Here is a 22,526-nt window from a genome sequence, read left to right as displayed (position 1 = left end):
GCTCCCCCGCGATGCGGGGGAGCTGTCGCGGAGCGACTGAGGGGGCGAACACGGCTTAGGCCCAGCTTGCCCCCTCCGGCCCTCTGGGCCACCTCCCCCGCGACGCGGGGGAGGAACTTGGCGCGCGTCACGCCCCCAAAAATAGCTCCCGCGACGGACACAGATCGCTGATCTTGCAGATCTCGCACTTCGGTTTCCGCGCCACGCACACATACCGACCGTGCAGGATCAGCCAGTGGTGCGCCCGCGTCTGATACGGCGCGGGCACGACCCGCATCAGGTCCTGCTCGACCGCGTCGGGGGTCTTGCCGGCCGACAGCTTCAGCCGGTGCGAGACGCGGAAGACGTGGGTGTCGACGGCGATGGCGGGCTCAATGTCCAGCTCGTTCAGCACCACGCTGGCGGTCTTGCGGCCGACGCCGGGCAGGCTTTCCAGCGCCTCGCGGTTCAGCGGCACCTCGCCGCCGTACTGGCTGACCAGGATGTTGGCCGTGGCGATGACGTTCTTGGCCTTGGTCCGGTAGAGGCCGATCGAGGCGATGTAGGGGATCAGGCCGGCCTCGCCGAGGTCCAGCATGGCCTGGGGCGTATTGGCGACCTTGAACAGCTTGTCGGTGGCCTTGTTGACGCTGACGTCGGTGGCCTGGGCCGAGAGGGCCACGGCCGTGACCAGCTCGTAGGGGTTGGAGTAGTTGAGCTCGGTCTTGGGCCGCAGCTCCAGGCTCTCGAACCGCTCGAACAGAATCTCGACGCGCTCGCGTTCGGCGGGAGAGATCACGGGCTTGGCTTGGGCGGGTTTGGCCATGGCGCGGACCATGCCGTGATGCGCCCCTCTCGCCAAGCGGGCCGGCCGCGCCTAAATTCTCCGCCCATGGCCTCGCCGCTCTACATGGACCGGGTGATCGCGCCGCACCGCTCGTTGACGCCGCAGGGCGCGGCGGTGCTGCTGGCCGTGGTCATGGCCTTCAACATCCTTGTCGCCATCTTCCTGCTGGTGGTCGGCGCGCCGCCGGTGCTGCCGTTCTTGGGCCTAGACGTCCTGGCGCTGTGGATCGCCTTCCGCGCCAGCGACCGGGCCGCCAAGCGCGTCGAGCGCGTCCAGGTCACCGCCGAGGCCGTGACGGTCAGCCGCGAGGATGAGAAGGGCGCGCGGACGGTCTGGACCTCGCCGACCGCCTTCACCCGGGTGGGCGTCGATCTCCCCGGCGAGCACGACGCCCGCGTGCGGCTAATGATCCACCGCAAGCGCCTGACCCTGGCGCGCTCGCTCAGCCCCGACGAGCGGATCAGCTTCGCCAACGCGCTGCAGGACGCCATCCGCGCGGCGCGGAACGAGCGATGGTCGTGAGCGGCGCAAGAACCGGGCGGACGGCGTTATCCGACGGGACTAGCGTGTCGGACATGGCATACGACGCATCACCCCTTTCGACGGGCCTTTCGGAGGCCGCCAGCCAAGAGCTGGCGCGTCTGGCCGAACGCTCGGTCGACTACCACCGCATGGCCAAGGCGCTCGACTGGCTGGCCGAGCGGTGGTCCGATCATCCCTCGCTGGACGAGGCCGCCCAGGCCGTGGGCCTGTCGCCGTTCCACTTCCAGAGGATCTTCACCCGCTGGGCGGGGGTCAGTCCCAAGACCTTCGTCTCGGCCATCGCCCACGCCGAGGCGCGGCGGTCCTTGGAAGCCGGGGGCACGGTGCTCGACGCGGCTTTCGACGCGGGGCTGTCCGGACCGTCACGGCTGCATGACCTGTTCATCGCCCAGGAGGCGGCGACGCCGGGCGAGGTCCGGCGCCGCGGCGCGGGCATGCGCCTCACCTGGGGCTGGGCCCCGACGCCGTTCGGCAAGGGCCTGTTCGTGATGGCCGAGCGGGGCCTGGCGGGTCTCGCCTTCTCCGACGGCGACGATGAGATGAGCTTCGCCGACATGCACCGCCGCTTCCCGGCCGCCGACTGGGTCCGCGACGACGCGGCCGCCCAGGCCATGGCCCTGCGCGCCTTCGCGGGCGGGGAGGGGCCCTTGCCGGTGGTGCTGATCGGCTCGCCGTTCCACATCCAGGTCTGGAAGGCCCTGCTGACCATCCCGACCGGCGCGACGGCCACCTACGGCCAGGTCGCCGCCTGGGCCGGCAAGCCCGGCGCGTTCCAGGCGACCGGCGGCGCGATCGGGGCCAACCCGATCTCGCTGCTGATCCCCTGCCACCGCGCCATCGCCAAGAGCGGCAAGCTCACCGGCTACCACTGGGGCCTGGCGCGGAAGGCGGCGATCCTGGGGATGGAGGCGGTCCAACGACACCCTCTCCCAGCGGGAGAGGGCGGGGCCCATCGCGACGCGATGGGAGGGTGAGGGGATAAGGCGTCGGCCGTCGTAATCCCTCATCCCCCCACGCCTGCGGCGCGGGTCCCGCCTTCTCCTTGAGGGAGAAGGTGTCCGTTTAAAGGATAAACCGGCTCAGATCCGCGTTCGCGGCCAGAGCCCCGACGCGCTCGTGCACATAGGCGGCATCCACCGTTACCGTCTCGCCGCCGCGATCGGCGGCCGTGAAGCTGATGTCCTCGACCACCTTTTCCAGGATGGTCTGCAGACGCCGCGCGCCGATGTTCTCGACCGAGGCGTTCACGGCCACGGCCGCGTCGGCCAGGGCGTCGATGGCCTCGTCGGTGAAGACCAGGGTGACCTCTTCGGTCGCCATCAGGGCCTGGTGCTGGCGGATCAGGTTGGCTTCCGGCTCGGTGAGGATCCGCCGCAGGTCGTCGCGGGTCAGGCCCTTCAGCTCCACGCGGATCGGCAGGCGGCCCTGCAGTTCGGGCAGCAGGTCCGAGGGCTTGGCGACGTGGAAGGCGCCGGAGGCGATGAACAGGATGTGGTCGGTCTTCACCGGCCCGTACTTGGTCGAGACCGTCGTGCCCTCGATCAGCGGCAAAAGGTCGCGCTGCACGCCCTCGCGGGAGACGTCCGCGCCCGAGCGCTGCGAGCTGCTGGCGACCTTGTCGATCTCGTCCAGGAAGACGATGCCGTGGTTCTCGGCCAGCTCCAGGGCCTCTTGCGTGAGGGCTTCCTGGTCCAGCAGCTTGTCGCTCTCCTCGGCGATCAGCGGGGCCCAGGCGCCGGCCACCGTGGTCTTGTGGGTCTTGGTTCGACCGCCGCCGAACGACTTCATCATGTCGGACAGGTTGAACACCGCCGCGCCGGGCTGGCCGGGGATCTCGAAGGTCTGGCCGCCGGTGTCGGCCAGTTGCAGCTCTATTTCCTTGTCGTCCAGCTCGCCGGCCCGGATCTTCTTGCGGAAGGCCTCGCGGGCGGCGGTCGAGCCGGGACCGGTCAGGGCGTCGAGGATGCGCTCCTCGGCCGCGCCCTCGGCCTTGGCCTTCACGGCGGCGCGGCGCTTGTCGCGGACCATGGCCAGGGCGCTCTCGACCAGGTCGCGGACGATCTGGTCGACGTCGCGGCCGACATAGCCGACCTCGGTGAACTTGGTGGCCTCGACCTTGAGGAACGGGGCCTGGGCCAGCTTGGCCAGGCGCCGGGCGATCTCGGTCTTGCCGACGCCGGTGGGGCCGATCAGCAGGATGTTCTTGGGGGTGAGCTCGTCACGGATGTCGGCCGGCGCGCGGCGCCGCCGCCAGCGATTGCGCAGGGCGACCGCGACCGCCTTCTTGGCCTCGGTATGGCCGACGATATAGCGGTCCAGTTCGGAAACGATCTCGCGGGGGGAAAACTCGGTCATCGGTCGTTGATCAGGGCCTCGAAGATCAGGCGCCACCCTTCGGGGCGCTTCTGCCAGACATGCATATAGTGAGCGTGCTCGATGATTTCCTGGTGGTCGGCCCAACCGGTTTCGCCGTGGGTCCAGACGAAGTCCCCGGCCTTGGAGGCGCCGCCGCCGCGCAGGGTCAGCGCCATCCGCTCCGGGCGCGCCGCCACCCGCTCCGTCACGGCGGCGGGGGCCAGGCCCTCGGCGCCCTTGGGCCCCAGCAACCAGGCGTCGGCGGCGAGGACCTTGCGATAGGCGCCTGGCGCGTCGCGCTCGGCCGCCGCGGCCAGGGCGGACTCGGCGGCCCTGACCTTGTCGAAGGCGATCGCCGCCGAGGCCTCGCCGGTCTTGGCGGGGGCGTCGAGCCGGGCGGGCGCCTGCGGGCCCGGCGCGGGCGCCGGATCGGCTGCCGCCCCGCCGTCATAGATCCACTTCCAGCCGCCGTTCGGCTCGCGCCGCCAGATCGTGGCATAGTAGCCGCCGCGCTTGCCGTTGATCGCCCACGGGCCGACCGAGAGAGCAAGATCCCCCGACCGCGCCGCCACGACCCTCTGCGGCCACCATTCCAGCTTGGGCTTCTTGCTGGAGGGCCGCTGTTCGTACAGCGCCCTGGCGCTGACCGGGCCCGGGGCGAAGACGATCGCGTCGTCGGCCATGTGCTTGAGGAACGAGTCCCGCACCCCCAGCGCCAGCCCGTCGGCGGCGAAGGCGCGCTCGGCGGCCTCCACCTGGGCCGCCGGGGTCTGGGCCTGGGCCGAGACAAAAAGCGTCGAAGCCAGGCCGACGCCGAGCAAGATCTTGAGCATGCGGAAATCCTCCCGGCGGGAGTAAAGCCTACAAGCTTTCGACGGTCAGGTTACCGTTCGTATAGACACAGATCTCGGCCGCGATGCCCATGGCCTTGCGGGCGATCTCCTCGGCGGTGAGGTCCTGGTCGATCAGGGCCTTGGCGGCCGCCAGGGCGTAGTTGCCGCCCGAACCGATGGCCGCCACGGCCCCGCCGCCGGCGCTCTCGCCCGGCTCCAGCACGTCGCCGACGCCGGTGACGGTGTAGATGGCGGTGTTGTCGGCCACCAGCAGCATGGCCTCCAGGCGGCGCAGGTAGCGGTCGGTCCGCCAGTCCTTGGCCAGGTCCACGCAGGCGCGGGCCAGCTGGTCGGGATACTGCTCCAGCTTGGCCTCGAGCCGCTCGATCAGCGTGAAGGCGTCGGCCGTGGCCCCGGCGAAGCCTGCGACGACCTTGCCGCCGGCCAGGCGCCGCACCTTGCGGGCGTTGCCCTTGACGACGGTTGGGCCCATTGACACCTGTCCGTCGCCGGCGATCACGGTCTGGCCGTTCTTGCGCACCGCCAGGATGGTCGTGCCGTGCCAGTCGGGGAAGTTTGAAGAATTGCCTTGCATGGCTTCGCATGTGGCGAGGCGAAGGCGGAGGGTCAAGCGCGTTGGGGTTTTCGCAAGACGAGGTCGAACGCTACGCCCGCCACCTGGTGCTGCGCGAGGTGGGCGGTCCGGGCCAGCAGAAGCTGAAGGCCGCGCGGGTGCTGATGGTCGGCGCCGGCGGCCTCGGCGCGCCCGCGGCGCTGTACCTGGCGGCCGCCGGGATCGGGACCATCGGCCTGGTCGATCCCGACGCGGTGTCGCTGTCGAACCTGCAGCGCCAGGTGCTCTACGCCGGGTCCGACGTCGGCCGGCCCAAGGTCGAGGCGGCCAAGGAACACCTGGGCGCCCTCAATCCGCACGTGACCGTCGAGACCCATCCGGTCTGGCTGGATCCCCAGAACGCCGGCGATCTTGTCCAGCAATACGACCTCGTCCTGGACGGGACCGATGACTTTTCCACCCGCTTCGCCGTCAGCGACGCCTGCCTGGCGCACGGCAAGCCGCTGGTCAGCGGGGCGCTGGGCCGTTGGACGGGGCAGGTGGGCGTGTTCCACGGCAAGCCCTGCTATCGCTGCCTGGTGCCCGAGGTCCCGCCCGACGCCGAGACCTGCGCCCTCGTGGGCGTCGTCGGCGCCCTGGCCGGGGTGATCGGTTCGATGATGGCGCTGGAGGCGATCAAGCTGATCGCCGGGGCCGGCGCGCCGCTGTCGGGCAAGCTCTTGATCTACGACGCCCTGGCGGCCGAGACGCGAACGGTCAGGATCGGGGCGGATCCCGCCTGTCCTGCTTGCGGCGCGCGCTGACAAGACGGATCGTCGCGTCCGGGCTCTTACGGAAGGGACGCGGAGCCGGCCATCGGCTAAGGCGGGCCCGCGTAATGCTGGAGTAGCAAAGCCATGAGCGCTGGACGGATCGCCCTCGCAAGCCTGCAAGCCAAGGTGATGTCGGCGGAAGACGCCGCCGCCCTGATCGATCCCGCCAGCACGGTGGGCATGAGCGGCTTCACCGGCTCGGGCTATCCCAAGGCCGTGCCGCTGGCCCTGGCCAAGCGGATCGAGGCCGAGCACGCCGCCGGAAACAAGTTCCGCCTGCGGGTCTGGACCGGCGCCTCGACGGGTCCGGAGCTGGACGGCGCCCTGGCCAAGGCCGACGGCATCGAGTTCCGCCTGCCCTACAACTCCGACCCCATCGCCCGCGACAAGATCAATCGCGGCGAGATGGACTATTTCGACATGCACCTGTCCCAGGTCGCGCCGATGGCGTGGCAGGGGTTCCTGGGGCCGCTGGACACCGCCATCATCGAGGTCAGCGGCGTCCGCGCCGACGGCTCGCTGATCCCCTCGTCCTCGGTCGGCAACAACAAGACCTGGATCGACCGCGCCTCGAAGGTGATCCTCGAGGTCAATCGCTGGCAGAACCCGGCGCTGGAGGGGATGCACGACATCTATTACGGCACCGCCCTGCCGCCGAACCGCGTGCCGATCCCGCTGACCCGCCCCGACCAACGCATCGGCGAGCCCTATTTCCGCTGCGACCCGTCCAAGGTGGTCGCGGTGGTCGAGACCGACTCCCCCGACCGCAACCTGCCGTTCGACGCGCCGGGCGAGGACCACAAGGCCATCGCCGGCCACCTCCTGGAGTTCTTCCGCCACGAGGTCGCCAAGGGTCGTCTGCCCTCGTCCTTGCTGCCGCTGCAGTCGGGCGTGGGCAACATCGCCAACGCGGTGATGTTCGGCCTGGTCGACGGGCCTTTCGACAAGATGACCGCCTATACCGAGGTGCTGCAGGACGGGATGCTGGAGCTGATGGAGTCCGGCAAGCTCTTGACCGCCTCGGCCACCGCCTTCTCGCTGAGCCCCGAGGCCGCCGCGACCCTGAACGCCGACATGCACAGGTTCCGCGACCGCCTGGTGCTGCGCCCGCAGGAGATCAGCAACCACCCGGAAGTGATCCGGCGCCTGGGCTGCATCGCCATTAACGGCATGATCGAGGCTGACATCCACGGGGCGGTGAACTCGACCCACCTGATGGGCTCGCGCATCCAGAACGGCATCGGCGGCAGCGGCGACTTCGCCCGCAACGCCTATGTCTCGATCTTCATGGCCCCCTCGACGGCCAAGGGCGGCAAGATCTCGACGATCGTGCCCAAGACCCCGCACGTCGACCACATCAACCAGGACGTCCAGATCCTGGTCACCGAGCAGGGCCTGGCCGACCTGCGCGGCCTGTCGCCCCGCCAGCGGGCCGAGGTGATCATCGAGAACTGCTCGCACCCGGACTATCGCCCGGCCCTGAAGGACTATCTGGCCCGCGCCTGCCGCGACTCCTACGGCCAGCAGTCGCCGACCCTCTTGATGGAGGCCTTCGCCTGGCACCAGCGGTTCGTCGAGACCGGGGACATGAGGCCGAAATGAGCGGCGCCGCCGAAGCTCAAGCCGCCGAGACCGCGTTCGACCAGATCGGTGGCGCGAGCCGTATCCAGGCGGTGGTCGACGCCTTTTACGACCTGATGGACACCGATCCGGCCTATGCCCGGCTGCGGACCGTCCACGCGCCGGACCTGACGCCGATGCGCGCCTCGCTGGCGGGCTTCCTCACGGGTTGGCTGGGCGGGCCGAGAGACTGGTTCGCCGCGCGGCCGGGCGTCTGCATGATGTCGCTGCACAGGTCGATGCCGATCGACGCGGAGCTTGCGCGGCAGTGGACCGACGCCATGGGCCGGGCGCTGGATCAGGTGGGCGTGGGGGCGGAGATGGCGCAGGCGCTGCGCGAGGTGTTTGGGCGGATGTCGGGGAATATGACGACGCGGTGAGGGCGGCGGGACATTTCGGGTGGTCGTTACTCGCGGCTCAACCTATCAATCATGCATGCCACGAACGACAGACACCCAGATGTTTCTATCGAAGGTCGTTGCCGAGCTTGGAAACGTGCCTCGACTCGGCCTTCTGTGCTTTTCCGCGTTAGGCCTCTTATCTGGGGCGCTGGATTTCCTGTTTTGGCTCCATAGACCAGGCCTTACAGCTTGGGATTACACGGGTTCCGCGTTTCTGATCGCGGGGTCTGTTCTGTCTACCTACTATGTTTGCACGGCGATGGTTGAGCATCGCCCGTCTTGGAGCGGACTAGGCCGCTTTTTGGCGACCCTGCTAGCGATGGCGTCGCCGGTGCTGCTTGCCATAGCTCTCATGATCTGGCGTCCCGCCAATCTTTCCGTGCTGCCGATATCGCTGATGTGCCTGCTCACGGGCTGCGCCATGCTAGCGTTCCTGCCTGGATGGCCCCTACTGCAAGCCACGTCAGCCTCGCTGGTGGGGCCGTGGAAAGCATTCAAATCGACCCGAGGGTTGCGCTGGCAGCTTTTTCTCGCGTCGTTCCTAGCTAGCGGCTTGAACAAGGCCATACCGAAAGTGTCCTCAACCGAGAGCCTGGCCGGCGCCAGTGTTCTGGCGCTCCTTGGTGGGGTGGTTACCTGTTTTAGCTTGATGCTCGCTGCCGCCATCGGGGTTTCGGCCTGGAGGCATATGACTTCCGATTGAAAGGCAACGGAGTAGCAAATCCAAAGGTCCGCTCAGGGGTCGAAAGCCGACCTCGCGAGGTCGGTGCGAACCTTACATCTCTTGGAGGCTGCAGCGTGCAGGGCTGACCGGGTTGGTCAAGGACCGCCCTCCGGGCGGCCGCTGCGCGGCGGCGAAGCCGTCCTTGAGCAACCCGGACAGCCCTGCGATCGTCTCGCCGTGAGATGTAAGGATGGCTCCCGTCGCGGGGCACGGGTTTCTGACAGCAAGGTCGCGCGTTCCAAGTTCCTCCCCCGCGATGCGGGGGAGGTGGCCCAGAGGGCCGGAGGGGGCTAGCTCGGCCGATTTCCAGTTCGCCCCCTCCGTCGGCTCCGCCGACACCTCCCCCGTGTCACGGGGGAGGAACTTTCACGAGCGTTCGCGGCGCTCTATCATCCGCGTATCCGGAATCGAACCCAACGATTTCAACCACTTCCCACTTTTGCACCCCGCTCCATCATCCGCGTTGAAACCGCCCTTATCCTTGAACCACCTCGTCGCGAGGAAAGGGCGCGTGGCCAGCGACCATCGTGGCGGCGGGGGGCGATCGAGCGGGGACAGGTTCGAGGGGGATACTCGGACGGTCCGGGGATCTGGTTGCTGGCCAGACCCGCCCGCCGTCGGCGTGGTCGGGGGAAAGGGTTCGTCCCTCTCCGATCCCCGGGCGCTTCCGGAAACGGAAACGCCCGGTTCCCGGTAAGGCCCGAACAGGGCCACCTTCCCGGGACGCTGGCGGATAACGGTCGCGCGGAGCGTCTGGCTTCGTCGAAACGGTAACCACTACTCAAACCTCCGGACGTCGTCCGGCGCTCCGCGTCCCTTTCCATCCCTTCAGCGGCAGGCCGCGTGAAGCGCTCGCCCCATGGCTAACGCGACGGCAGGGCTCCCCAACGTCGCGCGGCCCTCTATAAAAGCGCCAACCCTTCAGGAGACCCCGATGGCCGACTACCAGACCCTGATCGTCGAAGCGCCGCAAAGCGCCCCCGGCGTGGCCCTGATCCGCCTCAACCGCCCCGAGGCGCTGAACGCGCTGAACACCCAGCTGCTGGGCGAGCTGGCCCAGGCCCTTGGCGCGGCAGAGGCCGACGACGCCGTCGGCTGCATCGTGCTGACCGGCTCGGCCAAGGCCTTCGCCGCCGGCGCCGACATCAAGGAGATGTCGGACAAGACCTACGCCCAGATGTTCAAGGCCGACTTCTTCACCGCCGGCGCGCGGGCCATCGAGCAGTGCCGCAAGCCGATCATCGCCGCGGTGTCCGGCTACGCCCTGGGCGGCGGCTGCGAGCTGGCGATGATGTGCGACTTCATCCTGGCCTCCGACACGGCCAAGTTCGGCCAGCCGGAGATCAATCTGGGCGTCGCCCCCGGCATCGGCGGCACCCAGCGCCTGACCCGCCTGGTGGGCAAGTCCAAGGCCATGGACATGATCCTGACCGGCCGGATGATGGATGCGACCGAGGCCGAGCGCGCGGGCCTGGTCTCGCGCGTCTTCCCGGCCGACAGCCTGGTCGACGAGGCCCTGGCCGTCGCGGCCAAGATCGCGGCCCAGTCGCCTCTGGCCGTCGCGATGAACAAGGAGCTGGTCGAGGCCGCCTATGAAACGACCCTGACGACGGGCGTGGCGCTGGAGCGGCGCCTGTTCCACTCGCTGTTCGCCTTCGAAGATCAGAAAGAAGGCATGGCGGCCTTCGTCGAGAAGCGAAAGCCAAGCTTCAAGGGGATGTGATCGGGCCTGAAACGATTGCGTCATTCAGGTCCTCAGGAATCCGCCTGTGGACCGTTGACCCCGGGCGCCGCTTCCCGTATATCCGCGCGCTCTGTTTTCCCTGCTTCGCGGCCGCCCGCGCGGCTGTCCGTTTGAAGGTCCGATCCATGGCCAATAATCCCGGCGCCAAGAAAGCGATCCGCAAGATCGCTCGCCGCACCGAAGTCAACACCGCCCGCCGCTCGCGCGTGCGCACCTTCCTGCGCAAGTTCGAAGACGCGATCGCCAAGGGTGACGTCGCCGTCGCCAAGGCCGCTTTCGTCGAAGCGCAATCGGAACTGATGCGCGCCGTTTCGAAGGGCGTGGTTCATCCGAACACGGGTTCGCGCAAGGTGTCGCGTCTGGCGGCCCGTCTGAAGAAGCTGGATAAGGCCGCGGCCTAGTCCAGATTCTGGACGAACGCTGTTCGTTCAAGAAATTCAAGTATTTACGAAAGCCGGTCAGGTTCGCCTGGCCGGCTTTTGCTTTGAATCAAACGTTCTTTTCCTGACGTTGCAAACTGTGATCTGAGACCCCTTTACGGGTATTCCCTTGCGGGGCGAGGCCCTCTCGCGAGTCAACAGAAATATCCGCGACCGGACGCAAGTTTTCCGTTTGACCAGCCTCCGCCGCTGGCTAGTTTAAGCGTCTCAACGCTTCTCCAGTCTTGAACAAACAAGGCGGCGGCGGACCGATTGCGTTCGCCGAGTAAGAACCTGTGTGCGTTGAGGCTAACCGGTCGCGCGCCATGGGGGGCGGCGGCTGAAAGTGTGCGGCGGTTACTTTTTTGCGAGGCGGTGGACGAATGACGATGAAGGGTGGGGTGGCCAGCCAGGACTTCTCGGCGGCGATCGCGGCGGCTTGCGAGCCCGCGACGGCCGTCTGGTCTAAGGTGTGCGTGGCGTTGAAACGCGAGCTGGGCGACGCGGCCTTCGGGTCCTGGATCGCGCCCGCCGTTCTGCGCGAGGCCGCCGCCGGCGATGTCGTCCTGGTGACTCCGACGGGCATCGCCCGCGACTGGATCCGCCGCAGCGCCTGGCGTCGCATTGGCGAGCTGTGGGCCGCCAACGACGCGACGGGTCGTCGCATCGACCTGAAGTCGCGTCTGGAATTCGAGGCCCTGGCCGGCGCCTATGTCGAGGCCGCCGCCAAGCCGGCCGCCGTCGCCGAGCCTTTCGAGATCGTGCTGCCGGTGTCGACCGACGCCCCGGCCGTGGCCCCGACCAGCGCCAAGTCGCCCCGCACCCAAGGGCTGCAGGAGCGCTTCACCTTCGAGACCTTCGTCCCGGGTCCGGCCAACGAGTTCGCCCACGCCGTGGCGCGCCGGATCGCCAACTGGGCCGACGGCCACTTCAATCCCGTGCTGTTCCACGGCCCCTACGGCTTCGGCAAGACCCACCTGCTGAACGCCCTGGCCTGGGAAGCCATGCGCAACGCGCCGGAAAAGCGCGTGGTCTATCTGACCGCCGAGCGCTTCCTGTCGACCTTCGTGCGCGCCGTGATGGATCGCCAGACGGCGGCCTTCAAGGAAGAGCTGCGCGCCGCCGACCTCCTGATCATCGACGACGTCCACTTCATCGCGGGCAAGCAGTCGACCCAGGAAGAGCTGTTCCACACCCTGACCGCCCTGGTCGAGGAAGGCCGCCGCGTCGTGTTCTCGGCCGACCGTCCGCCGTCGGCCATGACCGAGATGGACGCCCACCTGCGCTCGCACTTGTCGGCGGGCCTGGTCTGCGGCCTCGAGCCGGCCGACCGCTCGCTGCGCCTGGGCATCCTGGAGCGCAAGATCCAGACCCTGTCGGCCGCCCACGGCTTCGAGCCGACCATGCGTCCGGACGTGCTGCAGTTCCTGGCCGACCGCTTCACCGACAGCGTCCGGGAGCTGGAAGGCGCCCTGAACACCCTGTCGGCCCGCGCCGGGGAAGGGCTGTCGCGCATGACCCTCGACGAGGTCCAGGCGATCCTCCGTCCGCACCTGCGGTCGGGCGAGAAGCGCATCACCATCGACGACATCCAGAAGGCCACCGCCGAGCACTACGGCATGAAGCAAGCCGACCTGCTCAGCGAGCGGCGCAACCGCGCCGTGGCTCGTCCGCGGCAGGCGGCCATGTGGCTGGCCAAGCAGCTGACCACTCGCTCGCTGCCGGACATCGGCCGTCGCTTCGGCGGTCGCGACCACACCACGGTCCTGCACGCCGTGCGCCGCATCGAGGCCCTGCGCGCCGAGGACAGCGCCTTGAACCAAGACCTGGAGACGATCACGCGCAAGCTGCGCGGCTGATCCGGGCGACGTCGGGACACCGGTTTCCGGTAACGATATCAAGAGGGCCGCTCCGGAAGGGGCGGCCCTTTCTCTTTGGCCTCAGCGCGCCCGCCTCAGGGTCAGATTGATCCGGCCGCCGCCCGGAACCAGGCTGGACGAGCCCGGCAGGATCCGGTCGACGCCATGGAACGCCAGCCGCGCGGGGCCCGAGAGACGGCAAACGTCGCCCGAGCTCAGCTTCAGGCTCCGGGTCGGGTCCTTGCGGCGGGTCCCGCCTATCCGGAACACCGCCGTGTCGCCTAGCGAGACCGACAGCACCGGAAAGCGCGGGTCGGCCTCGTCGCGGTCCTGGTGCAGGCCCATGCGGGCGTCGTCGCGATAGAGATTGACCAGGCACGAGTCCGGCGGCGTCTCCGGATCGCCCAGCCGCGCCCACAGATCGAGCAGCGCCCGCGGCATCGCCGGCCAAGGCCGGTCCGTCCCCGGATGACGGTCGGCGTAGCGATAGCCGGCCCGGTCGCTGACCCAGCCCAGCGGCCCGAACGCCGTCATGGCCGCGCTCATCGCCTTGCCCTGCGGGGTCTCGTACTGGGCGAACGGCGCGGCCTCGGCGGCCTCCAGGATGGCCGCCACCAAGGCCGTCTGGGCCTCGAGGTCCAGCAGACCGGGCCACAGGTCGAACCCGGGCGTGACGGACAGCGGCTGTAACATTACCGATAATTAACGCGCGACGCAGGGACGGAAGGTGTTGGTTTGCGCCGCCGGCTGAGGGGGCCGGATGAAAATTCCAATCTGGAAGCCAACATGCGTCGTCTCTTGTCCTCTACGGCCGCGGCCGTGATCCTTTTGGCCGCTGGAGGCGCTTCCGCCGCCGTTCCGGCCGCGTCCGCCGGTTCGAAGGGCGCGACCTTCGCGACCGTCACCACCCAGCTTCCGCGCAACGTCCGGCCCTCGCACTATGATCTGGCCTTCACGCCGGACGCCGACAAGATGAGCTTCAAGGCCCGCGTGAAGATTTCCATCGAGGTGGTCGAGCCGACCAGCACCGTGACGCTGCAAGCCGCCGACCTGACCTTCGACAAGGTCGAGATCGCCGGAATCGGTCAGGCCAAGGTCAAGGTCGACGACGAGGCCCAGACGGCCAGCTTCACGTTCGCCAAGCCGCTGGCCAAGGGCAAGTACGTCCTGTCGATCGACTACGCCGGCAAGATCTACACCCAGGCCGCGGGCCTCTTCGCCCTCGACTACGAGACCGAGGCCGGCAAGAAGCGGGCGATCTACACTCAGTTCGAGAACTCCGACGCCCGCCGCTTCATCCCGTCGTGGGATGAGCCGTTCTACAAGGCCACCTACAGCGTCCAGGCGACCATCCCGACCGGGCAGATGGCCCTGGGCAACATGCCGATCGCCTCGTCCAAGGACATCGGCGGCGGCAAGACCGTCGTGACGTTCGCGACCTCGCCGAAGATGTCGACCTATCTGCTGTTCTTCGGCCTGGGCGAGTTCGACCGCGCCTCGGTCAAGGCGGCCGGCGTCGATGTCGGCGTCGTGACCAAGAAGGGCGACACCCCCAAGGCCGAGTTCGCGCTGAAGTCGGCCGCGAAGATCCTGCCCTGGTACAACGACTATTTCGGCACCGCCTATCCGCTGCCGGCCCTGGACAACATCGCCGCTCCGGGCCGCAGCCAGTTCTTCAGCGCCATGGAGAACTGGGGCGCGATCTTCTACTTCGAATACGCCATGCTGCTGGATCCGAAGATCTCCACCGAGACGGACAAGCAGAACGTCTTCGTCACCGTGGCCCACGAAATGGCGCACCAGTGGTTCGGCGACCTGGTCACGATGGCCTGGTGGGATGACCTGTGGCTGAACGAGGGCTTCGCCTCGTGGATGGAAGGCCGGGCCACCGAGCATTTCCACCCCGAATGGAACTCGGCGCTCGCGGCGGTCGGCGGCCGGGAATACGCCATGGGTCTGGACGCCCTGTCGACCACCCACCCGGTGGTGCAGCACGTCGAGACCGTCGAGCAGGCCAGCCAGGCCTTCGACGCCATCACCTATCAGAAGGGCGAGGCCGTGATCCGCATGCTGGAAAGCTATGTGGGCCACGACGCCTGGCGCGACGGCGTGCGCGCCTACATGAAGAAGCACGCCCACGGCAACACGGTCAGCGATGATCTGTGGCAGGCCGTCGAGACGGCGGCCAAGAAGCCGATCAAGGCGATCGCCCACGACTTCACCCTGCAGCCCGGCGTGCCGCTGATCACCGTCGACAGCGCGACCTGCGCGGCGGGCAAGACGACCCTGGCCCTGACCCAGGGCGAGTTCAGCAAGGACATGCCGAACAAGAAGCCGCTCACCTGGCGCACGCCCGTGACGGTCAGGGCGCTGGGCGGCGGCGAGGCCAAGACCCTGGTGACCGGCGGCAAGGGCTCGGTGACGGTCGAGGGCTGCGGTCCGGTCGTCGTCAATGCCGGTCAGAACGGCTACTTCCGCGTCCAGTACGGCCCCGAGCGCTTCGCGGGCATCGCCAGCAACTTCGCCAAGCTGCCGGCGATCGACCAGCTGGGCGTGATGAGCGACGCCTGGTCGATGGGCTTGGCCGGCTACCAGCCCGCCACCGACTTCCTGGATCTGGCCAAGGCCGCGCCGGCCGACGCCGATCCGCAGGTGCTGTCCAAGATCGCCAGCGTCTATTCGACGATCGACGCCTACTATGAGGGCATGCCCGCCGAGCGCGCCGCGTTCCGCAAGCTGGCGATCGCCAAGCTGCGGCCGCTGCTGGCCACGGTCGGCTGGACCGCCAAGGCCGGCGAGCCGGACACGATCGCCATCCTGCGGGCCAACCTGATCGGAACCCTGGGCGGCCTGGGCGACGCCGACGTGGCGGCCGAGGCGATCCGCCGCTTCAACGCCGACAAGACCGATCCGACCGCCATTCCGGGGCCTCTGCGCAAGACGATCCTGGGCGTCGTGGCCAAGCAGGCCGACGCCGCCACCTGGGATGCGATCCACGCCCAGGCCCAGGCCGAGAAGACGCCCCTCATCAAGGCGCAGCTCTACTCGCTGCTGGCCTCGGCCGAGAACGAGGCCCTGGCCAAGAAGGCGCTGGAGCTAGCCCTGACTCCCGAGCCGGGCGAGACCCTGTCGAGCACGATGATCTCGCGCGTCGCCGGCAATTTCCCGGACATGACCTTCGACTGGGCGGTGGCCAACAAGGACGCGGTCAACGCCAAGGTCGACACCAGCTCGCGCACCCGGTTCATCCCGGGCCTGGGCTCGGGCTCGTCGAACCCGGCCATGGCCGACAAGATCAAGGCCTACGCCGCGGCCAATCTGGCCGAGGGCTCGCGCAAGGAAGCCGAAAAGGCGGCCGCCTCGGTGCTGAACCGCGCCAAGATCCGCCAGGATCGCCTGCCGGCCATCACCGCCTGGGTCGCCAAGGCTGGCTAAGGCGATAAGCGCCTAAATCTTCGAGACTTTTCGTGGCCGCGTCCTCTGGGCGCGGCCATTTTCATGTCCTGTCGGGCCAGATTCCCCCTTGTCTCGAGGGGTTATGGCCTTGCGCGCCGCTGGCTATCCCCCATATCCGGCTTCGAAGCGGGGTTGACGGGCTCGTCAACTTCGCACAACGCATTTTGCCCGTTCGACTTTCGTCGGTCGGGCAGGATGTGGAACCTAAACCCGAGAGAGTGCGAACCACGGGGACGGTACGAGAAAAACCGGGGCGCTTCTGAGAAGGCCCTTGTCACCGCCGTCCGCCTAAAGGAGCGACAGGTACGAAGATGAGCAAGATTATCGGCATCGACCTTGGCACCACGAACTCGTGCGTCGCCATCATGGACGGCAAGAACCCCAAGGTGATCGAGAACGCCGAAGGCGCTCGGACCACGCCGTCGGTTGTGGCCTTCCTGGAAGACGGCGAGCGCCTGATCGGCCAGCCCGCCAAGCGCCAGGCCGTGACCAACCCGACCAACACGCTGTTCGCGATCAAGCGCCTGATCGGCCGCACCGCCAATGACCCGGTGGTCGAGAAGGACAAGGGCATGGTGCCCTACGAGATCGTCAAGGGCCCGACCGGCGACGCCTGGGTCAAGGCGCATGGCAAGGACTACAGCCCGCAGGAAGTCTCGGCCTTCATCCTGCAGAAGATGAAGGAAGCCGCCGAAGCCCACCTGGGCGAGCCGGTGACCAAGGCGGTCATCACGGTTCCGGCCTACTTCAACGACGCCCAGCGTCAGGCGACCAAGGACGCCGGCAAGATCGCCGGCCTGGAAGTCCTGCGGATCATCAACGAGCCGACCGCCGCGGCCCTGGCCTACGGCCTGGACAAGGACAACAACAAGAAGATCGCTGTCTACGACCTGGGCGGCGGCACCTTCGACGTGTCGATCCTGGAGATCGGCGACGGCGTCTTCGAGGTGAAGTCGACCAACGGCGACACCTTCCTGGGCGGTGAAGACTTCGACCTTCGGATCGTCGACTACCTGGCCGACGAGTTCAAGAAGGAGCAGGGCGTCGACCTGCGCAAGGACAAGCTGGCCCTGCAGCGCCTGCGTGAAGAGGCCGAAAAGGCCAAGAAGGAACTGAGCTCGACGGCCCAGTACGAAGTGAACCTGCCGTTCATCAGCATGAACGCCTCGGGTCCGCTGCACCTGAACATCAAGCTGTCGCGCGCCAAGCTGGAAGCCCTGGTCGACGACCTGATCGCCCGCACCATCGGTCCGTGCGAACAGGCTCTGAAGGACGCCGGCCTGAAGAAGAGCGACATCGACGAAGTGATCCTGGTCGGCGGCATGAGCCGCATGCCCAAGGTCCAGCAGGCGGTGCAGGACTTCTTCGGTCGCGAACCCCACAAGGGCGTGAACCCCGACGAAGTCGTGGCGCTGGGCGCGGCGGTCCAAGCCGGCGTTCTGCAAGGCGACGTCAAGGACGTGCTGCTGCTGGACGTGACCCCTCTGACCCTGGGCATCGAGACCCTGGGCGGCGTGTTCACCCCGCTGATCGAACGCAACACCACGATCCCGACCAAGCGCTCGCAGACCTTCTCGACCGCCGACGACAACCAGTCGGCCGTGACGATCCGCGTGTTCCAGGGCGAACGCCCGATGGCCGCCGACAACAAGATGCTGGGCCAGTTCGACCTGGTCGGCATCCCGCCGGCGCCGCGCGGTGTGCCACAGATCGAGGTCACCTTCGACATCGACGCCAACGGCATCGTCCAGGTCCACGCCAAGGACAAGGCGACCAACAAGGAGCACTCGATCCGCATCCAGGCCAACGGCGGCCTGTCGGACGCGGACATCGAGCGCATGGTCAAGGAAGCCGAGGCCAACAAGGCCGCGGACGAGAACAAGAAGAAGCTGGTCGAGGCCAAGAACCAGGGCGAGGCGATCGTGCACTCGACCGAGAAGGCCCTGGCCGAGCATGGCGACAAGGTCGGCGCGGCCGAGAAGACCGCGATCGAGACCGGCATCGCCGATCTGAAGTCGGCCCTGGAAGGCGAGGACGTCGAGGCCATCCAGGCCAAGACTCAGGCGCTGATCCAGGCCTCGATGAAGCTGGGCGAAGCCATGTACGCCGCCCAGCAGGGCTCGGCCGAGGGCGGTGACGCCCAGGTCGCGGACGATGGCGTCGTCGACGCCGAGTTCGAAGAAGTCGACGACAACAAGCCGGCGGCTTAAGCACGCCATGCGCGCGCCGCGGAACATTCGCCAAAGGATCGTTCCGCGGCCGCGACCTTCCGCCTCAGGACCTGAGAGCGCCTTGCGCCGGGTCACGGGCCATCCCACCTCTTCCTGTATCAACGCCACTTTCGTGGGCCATTTGGGCGCCAGACGCTGACAATGCGCGACTATTACGAAATTCTCGGCGTGACCCGGACCATCGACGAGGCTGGTCTGAAGTCCGCGTTCCGCAAGCTGGCGATGGAACACCACCCCGACCGCAATGGCGGCTGCGAGAACGCGGCCGGGCGGTTCAAGGAAATCAACGAAGCCTATTCGGTCCTGTCGGACCCCCAGAAGCGCGCGGCCTATGACCGCTTCGGCCACGCCGGCGTCAATGGCCCGCAAGGCGGTCCGGGCGGGTTCGGCGGCCAGGGCTTCGACGCCAGCGACATCTTCAACGACGTCTTTGGCGACGTGTTCGGCGAAATGTTCGGCGGCGGTCGTCGCCAGTCGAACGGCCCCCAGCGCGGCCAGGACCTGCGCTACGACCTCGAAATCTCCCTCGAGCAGGCCTATGCGGGCGCCGAGGTCGAGATCACCGTCCCCGCCGCCATGACCTGCGAGGTCTGCGAGGGCTCGGGCGCCAAGCCGGGCACCAGCCCCACGGTCTGCGGCACATGCGGCGGCGCCGGCCGCGTCCGCGCGACGCAAGGTTTCTTCGCGGTCGAACGCTCCTGCCCGCGCTGCGGCGGCTCGGGCCGTCTGGTGCTGGATCCTTGCACCAGCTGCAACGGCCACGGCCAGGTGCGCCGCGAGCGCGTCCTGTCGGTCCGCATCCCGGCCGGCGTCGACGACGGCGCCCGGATCCGCCTGGCGGGCGAGGGCGACGCGGGCGCGCGCGGCGGTCCGCGCGGCGACCTCTACATCTTCCTGTCGGTGACTCCGCACGAGCTGTTCGAGCGCGACGGCCTGGACCTCCTCTGCACCGTGCCGGTGCCGATGACGACGGCGGCCCTCGGCGGCGAGATCGACGCCCCGTGCCTGCTGGGCGGCGAGAACTGCGACGGCAATTGCAAGGTCAAGGTTCAGGTGCCGGAAGGCGCCCAGACCGGCAAGACCGTGCGCCTCAAGGGGCGCGGCATGCCGTCCCTCCGCAGCCGCCAGCGCGGCGATCTGGTGGTCGAGCTGTTCGTCGAGACCCCGACCCACCTCTCCGCGCGCCAGAAGGAACTGCTCAAGGAGCTGGCCGGCCTGTGCGGCGAGAAGCAGAACCCCAAGTCCGCCAACTTCGTCGGCAAGGCCAAGCGCTTCTGGGAAGAGGTCACGGGGAATTAACCGTTCCCCGTCGACGTCCCCGATTTTTGGGCCCTCCGTCCCCGGAAAACCTTAACGCCGCCCCTTAACGGGAGTCGCGACGCTCTGTAGTTTCCCGGGCGATGAACGCCCACGCCTCTCCTCCTGCCGCCACGCTCGACCCCACCGGCGCGACGCCGGTGATGGCTCAATTCTTCGAGATGAAGGCGCGCCAGCCCGATGCGCTGATCTTCTTCCGCATGGGCGACTTCTACGAGCTGTTCTTCGACGACGCCTACAAGGCCGCCGCCGCCCTCGGCATCAGCCAGACCTTCCGGGGCACGCACAACGGCCAGCCGATCCCGATGGCGGGCGTGCCGCAGCACGCGGCAGAGGCCTATCTGTCCAAGCTGATCCGCATGGGCTTCAAGGTCGCCGTCTGCGAGCAGATGGAAGACCCCGCCGAGGCCAAGAAGCGCGGCTCCAAGTCGGTGGTCCGCCGAGACATTGTCCGGGTGGTGACGCCCGGCACCCTGACCGAGGACGGCCTGCTGGACGCTCGCGGCGCCAACCGCCTGGCGGCCGTCGCCATGCGCGCGGGGCAGGCGGCCGTGGCGTCCGTCGAGCTCTCCACCGGCGAGGTCGAGGTCTTCGCCCTGACCAAGGAGGCCGTCGCGCCGATCCTGGCGGCGCTCGCGCCGTCCGAGACCCTGGTCGCCGACCGCCTGCTGTCCGACGACAGCCTCTCACAGACCTTGAAGATCTGCGGCGGCCTGGTGCAGCCAATGCCTTCGGCCCTGTCCGAGCCGCAGGCCTCCGAGACCCGCGTGAAGCGCCTGTACGGCGTCGAGACCCTGGACGGCTTTGGCGGCCTGTCGCCGGCCGAGATCGGCGCGCTGGGCCTGATCGCCGCCCATCTGGAGATGACCCAGGCCGGCAAGCTGCCGGCCCTGCGCGCGCCGCGCCGCGCGGCCGACGCCGATGTCATGGCCATCGACCCGGCCACCCGCGGCAGCCTCGAGATCGACCGCACCCAGACCGGCGACCGCAACGGCTCGCTGCTGGCCGCCATCGACCGCACCGTCACCGCCGGCGGCGCGCGGATGCTGGCCTCGCGCCTGGCGCGTCCGCTGCTGGACCCCGCCGCCATCGACCAGCGCCTGGACGCCGTCGAATGGTTCGTCGAGCACCGCCAGCTGCGCCAGCGCCTGCGCGAGGTGCTGAAGGGCGCCGGCGACATGGCCCGCGCGCTCTCCCGTCTCGCCCTCGGCCGTGGCGGCCCGCGCGACCTCGGCTGCATCCGCGACACCCTGAAGGTCGGCGAGCGCCTGGCCGGGATGGCGGGCGGCTCGCCCGACCCTCTGTCGCCGCCGCCGTTCGAGCTGGAACACGCCTTCAAGGCCCTGACCCCGTCGCTGCACGAGGGCCTCTCGCAGTTCCTGAACACCCTGGAGCAGGGCCTCGGCCCCGACCTGCCGGCCCTGGCCCGCGACGGCGGCTTCGTGGCGGCGGGCGTGCGGCCCGAGCTCGACCAGGCCCGCACCCTGCGCGATGACAGCCGCAAGGTCATCGTCGCCATGGAGGCCCAGCTGATGGCGGAAAGCGGCGTGCCGCTGAAGATCCGCCACAACGGCGTGCTCGGCTATTTCGTCGAGGCGACGGCCGGCAAGGCCGACCCGCTCTTTCAACCCCCGCTGAATGCCATCTTCATCCACCGCCAGACCCTGGCCAATCAGGTGCGCTTCACCACGGTGGAGCTGGCCGATCTCGACGCCCGCATCGCCCAGGCCGCCGAGCGGGCGTTGGCGATGGAAGTCGCCGCCTTCGAGGACTGGCGCGAGCAGGCGCGGATGCACGCCGACGCCATCCAGATCGCCGCCGAGGCCTTGGCGCGGATCGACGTCGCTTCGGCGCTCGCCGAATGGGCCGAGGACGCCGGCGCGGTGCGGCCCATCGTCGACCGCTCCTACGCCTTTGACGCCAAGGGCGCCCGCCACCCGGTGGTCGAGGCGGCCGTCAAGCGCGCCGGCGAGCCCTACACGCCCAACGACTGCTGCCTCGATGCTTCGGGCGAGGGCGGCCCGCGCCTGTCGATCGTCACCGGCCCGAACATGGCCGGTAAGTCGACCTTCCTGCGCCAGAACGCCCTGCTGGCGATCCTGGCGCAGTCGGGCTGCTATGTGCCGGCCGCCAGCTTCCGACTGGGTGTGGTCGATCGCCTGTTCAGCCGCGTCGGCGCGGGCGATGATTTGGCGCGCGGCCGCTCGACCTTCATGATGGAGATGGTCGAGACCGCCGCCATCCTGACCCAGGCCGGGCCGCGCAGCCTGGTGATCCTGGACGAGATCGGCCGGGGCACGGCGACCTACGATGGTCTGGCCATCGCCTGGGCCTGCGCCGAGGCCCTGCACGACGTCAATCGCTGCCGGGCCCTGTTCGCCACCCACTATCACGAGCTGGCGACGCTGGAGGAGCGGATGAGCTTTGTCTCGAACCTCAGCTTGCGCGCCAAGGAATGGAACGGCGATCTCGTCTTCCTGCACGAGGCGGTGTCGGGCCCGGCCGACCGCTCCTACGGCGTCCAGGTCGCCAAGCTGGCCGGCGTGCCGATGCCGGTCGTGGCCCGCGCCCGCGAGGTGCTGGACCGCCTGGAGACCAAGGACCAGTCGCCGGCCAAGCTGGACGACCTGCCGCTGTTCGCCATGAGCCAGGCCGTCGCCTCGACGTCCATGGGGGCGCCCGCCAAGGCGGCGCCCAGCGCGGTCGAGACCACGCTGGAGGACCTCGATGTTGACGGCATGAGCCCGCGCGAGGCCTTGGAGGCGCTTTATCGTCTTAAGGGTCTGCTCAAGGCCTAGCGGGTAAACCATAT

18 protein-coding genes and 1 pseudogene are annotated in these 22,526 nt (G+C 68.5%); 14 read left to right on the top strand and 5 right to left on the bottom strand.

Annotated elements, in window-relative coordinates; translation table 11 throughout:
- Nucleotides 1–127 precede the first annotated feature (127 nt).
- Nucleotides 128–817: an endonuclease III gene (nth, locus tag CSW60_RS11280; RefSeq protein WP_099537324.1), complete on the bottom strand. Its 690-nt coding sequence runs from the start codon at nt 815–817 to the stop codon at nt 128–130.
- Nucleotides 818–871: 54 nt separating this feature from the next.
- Here nth and CSW60_RS11275 point away from each other — a divergent pair, with 54 nt between their 5' ends.
- Both CSW60_RS11275 and CSW60_RS11270 read left to right on the top strand, forming a co-directional pair.
- Nucleotides 872–1,348, top strand: coding sequence for a DUF2244 domain-containing protein (locus CSW60_RS11275; RefSeq protein ID WP_099537323.1), 477 nt, complete (start codon nt 872–874; stop codon nt 1,346–1,348).
- 53 nt (nt 1,349–1,401) lie between these two features.
- A complete protein-coding gene (locus CSW60_RS11270) occupies nt 1,402–2,343 on the top strand; it encodes a methylated-DNA--[protein]-cysteine S-methyltransferase (RefSeq protein ID WP_099537653.1) in 942 nt (313 codons plus the stop codon).
- A gap of 88 nt (nt 2,344–2,431) precedes the next feature.
- On the opposite strand, the gene hslU is transcribed toward CSW60_RS11270, so the two are convergent.
- Genes hslU through hslV form a run of 3 tightly spaced genes read right to left on the bottom strand, consistent with a single transcriptional unit; the run spans nt 2,432 to nt 5,188 of the window.
- Complete coding sequence (gene hslU / locus CSW60_RS11265; RefSeq protein WP_099537322.1) at nt 2,432–3,724, bottom strand: ATP-dependent protease ATPase subunit HslU; 1,293 nt, start codon at nt 3,722–3,724, stop codon at nt 2,432–2,434.
- Complete coding sequence (locus CSW60_RS11260) at nt 3,721–4,557, bottom strand: DUF4440 domain-containing protein (protein ID WP_099537321.1); 837 nt, start codon at nt 4,555–4,557, stop codon at nt 3,721–3,723. The genes hslU and CSW60_RS11260 overlap by 4 nt, the downstream gene beginning before the upstream one ends.
- A gap of 28 nt (nt 4,558–4,585) precedes the next feature.
- Entirely contained in the window at nt 4,586–5,188 is a 603-nt protein-coding gene (gene hslV / locus CSW60_RS11255; protein ID WP_201723014.1) for an ATP-dependent protease subunit HslV, read from the bottom strand.
- Between the two features lie 5 nt (nt 5,189–5,193).
- On the opposite strand from hslV, the gene CSW60_RS11250 reads away from it, so the two are divergent.
- From CSW60_RS11250 to dnaA, 8 genes and pseudogenes are all read left to right on the top strand, one after another.
- Nucleotides 5,194–5,934, top strand: a complete 741-nt coding sequence (locus CSW60_RS11250; protein WP_201723013.1) for a molybdopterin-synthase adenylyltransferase MoeB — start codon at nt 5,194–5,196, stop codon at nt 5,932–5,934.
- Between the two features lie 93 nt (nt 5,935–6,027).
- Nucleotides 6,028–7,545, top strand: coding sequence for an acetyl-CoA hydrolase/transferase family protein (locus CSW60_RS11245; RefSeq protein WP_099537318.1), 1,518 nt, complete (start codon nt 6,028–6,030; stop codon nt 7,543–7,545).
- Nucleotides 7,542–7,943 carry a group II truncated hemoglobin gene (locus tag CSW60_RS11240; protein ID WP_099537317.1) on the top strand — a complete coding sequence of 134 codons (402 nt, stop codon included), beginning with the start codon at nt 7,542–7,544 and terminating at the stop codon, nt 7,941–7,943. The genes CSW60_RS11245 and CSW60_RS11240 overlap by 4 nt, the downstream gene beginning before the upstream one ends.
- A 340-nt stretch (nt 7,944–8,283) precedes the next feature.
- Nucleotides 8,284–8,667: a hypothetical protein gene (locus CSW60_RS11235; RefSeq protein WP_099537316.1), complete on the top strand. Its 384-nt coding sequence runs from the start codon at nt 8,284–8,286 to the stop codon at nt 8,665–8,667.
- A gap of 498 nt (nt 8,668–9,165) precedes the next feature.
- A pseudogene (locus CSW60_RS23660) lies at nt 9,166–9,385 on the top strand (hypothetical protein).
- A 237-nt stretch (nt 9,386–9,622) separates the two neighbouring features.
- Complete coding sequence (locus CSW60_RS11225) at nt 9,623–10,411, top strand: enoyl-CoA hydratase (RefSeq protein ID WP_099537315.1); 789 nt, start codon at nt 9,623–9,625, stop codon at nt 10,409–10,411.
- 146 nt (nt 10,412–10,557) lie between these two features.
- Entirely contained in the window at nt 10,558–10,833 is a 276-nt protein-coding gene (gene rpsT / locus CSW60_RS11220; RefSeq protein WP_004617408.1) for a 30S ribosomal protein S20, read from the top strand.
- Between the two features lie 401 nt (nt 10,834–11,234).
- Nucleotides 11,235–12,710 (top strand): chromosomal replication initiator protein DnaA, encoded by a 1,476-nt coding sequence (dnaA, locus tag CSW60_RS11215; protein ID WP_099537314.1) that lies wholly within the window; start codon nt 11,235–11,237, stop codon nt 12,708–12,710.
- An 81-nt stretch (nt 12,711–12,791) separates the two neighbouring features.
- Here dnaA and CSW60_RS11210 read toward each other — a convergent pair whose 3' ends face one another.
- Entirely contained in the window at nt 12,792–13,403 is a 612-nt protein-coding gene (locus CSW60_RS11210) for an alpha-ketoglutarate-dependent dioxygenase AlkB (protein WP_099537313.1), read from the bottom strand.
- Between the two features lie 93 nt (nt 13,404–13,496).
- Here CSW60_RS11210 and CSW60_RS11205 point away from each other — a divergent pair, with 93 nt between their 5' ends.
- The 4 genes from CSW60_RS11205 to mutS all read left to right on the top strand — a co-directional run bounded on the left by CSW60_RS11205 (nt 13,497) and on the right by mutS (nt 22,512).
- A complete protein-coding gene (locus CSW60_RS11205) occupies nt 13,497–16,145 on the top strand; it encodes a M1 family metallopeptidase (RefSeq protein ID WP_099537312.1) in 2,649 nt (882 codons plus the stop codon).
- Nucleotides 16,146–16,477: 332 nt separating this feature from the next.
- Nucleotides 16,478–18,376, top strand: coding sequence for a molecular chaperone DnaK (gene dnaK, locus CSW60_RS11200; protein ID WP_099537311.1), 1,899 nt, complete (start codon nt 16,478–16,480; stop codon nt 18,374–18,376).
- Between the two features lie 162 nt (nt 18,377–18,538).
- Complete coding sequence (gene dnaJ / locus CSW60_RS11195) at nt 18,539–19,696, top strand: molecular chaperone DnaJ (protein ID WP_099537310.1); 1,158 nt, start codon at nt 18,539–18,541, stop codon at nt 19,694–19,696.
- A 101-nt stretch (nt 19,697–19,797) separates the two neighbouring features.
- On the top strand, nt 19,798–22,512 hold the full coding sequence (gene mutS / locus CSW60_RS11190; RefSeq protein WP_099537309.1) for a DNA mismatch repair protein MutS: 2,715 nt from the start codon (nt 19,798–19,800) through the stop codon (nt 22,510–22,512).
- Nucleotides 22,513–22,526 lie beyond the last annotated feature (14 nt).

This window comes from Caulobacter sp. X, from assembly GCF_002742635.1.
Classification (GTDB): domain Bacteria; phylum Pseudomonadota; class Alphaproteobacteria; order Caulobacterales; family Caulobacteraceae; genus Caulobacter.
Note: the sequence above shows the minus strand (reverse complement) of the source record. Positions and strands in the feature narration are given on the sequence as shown.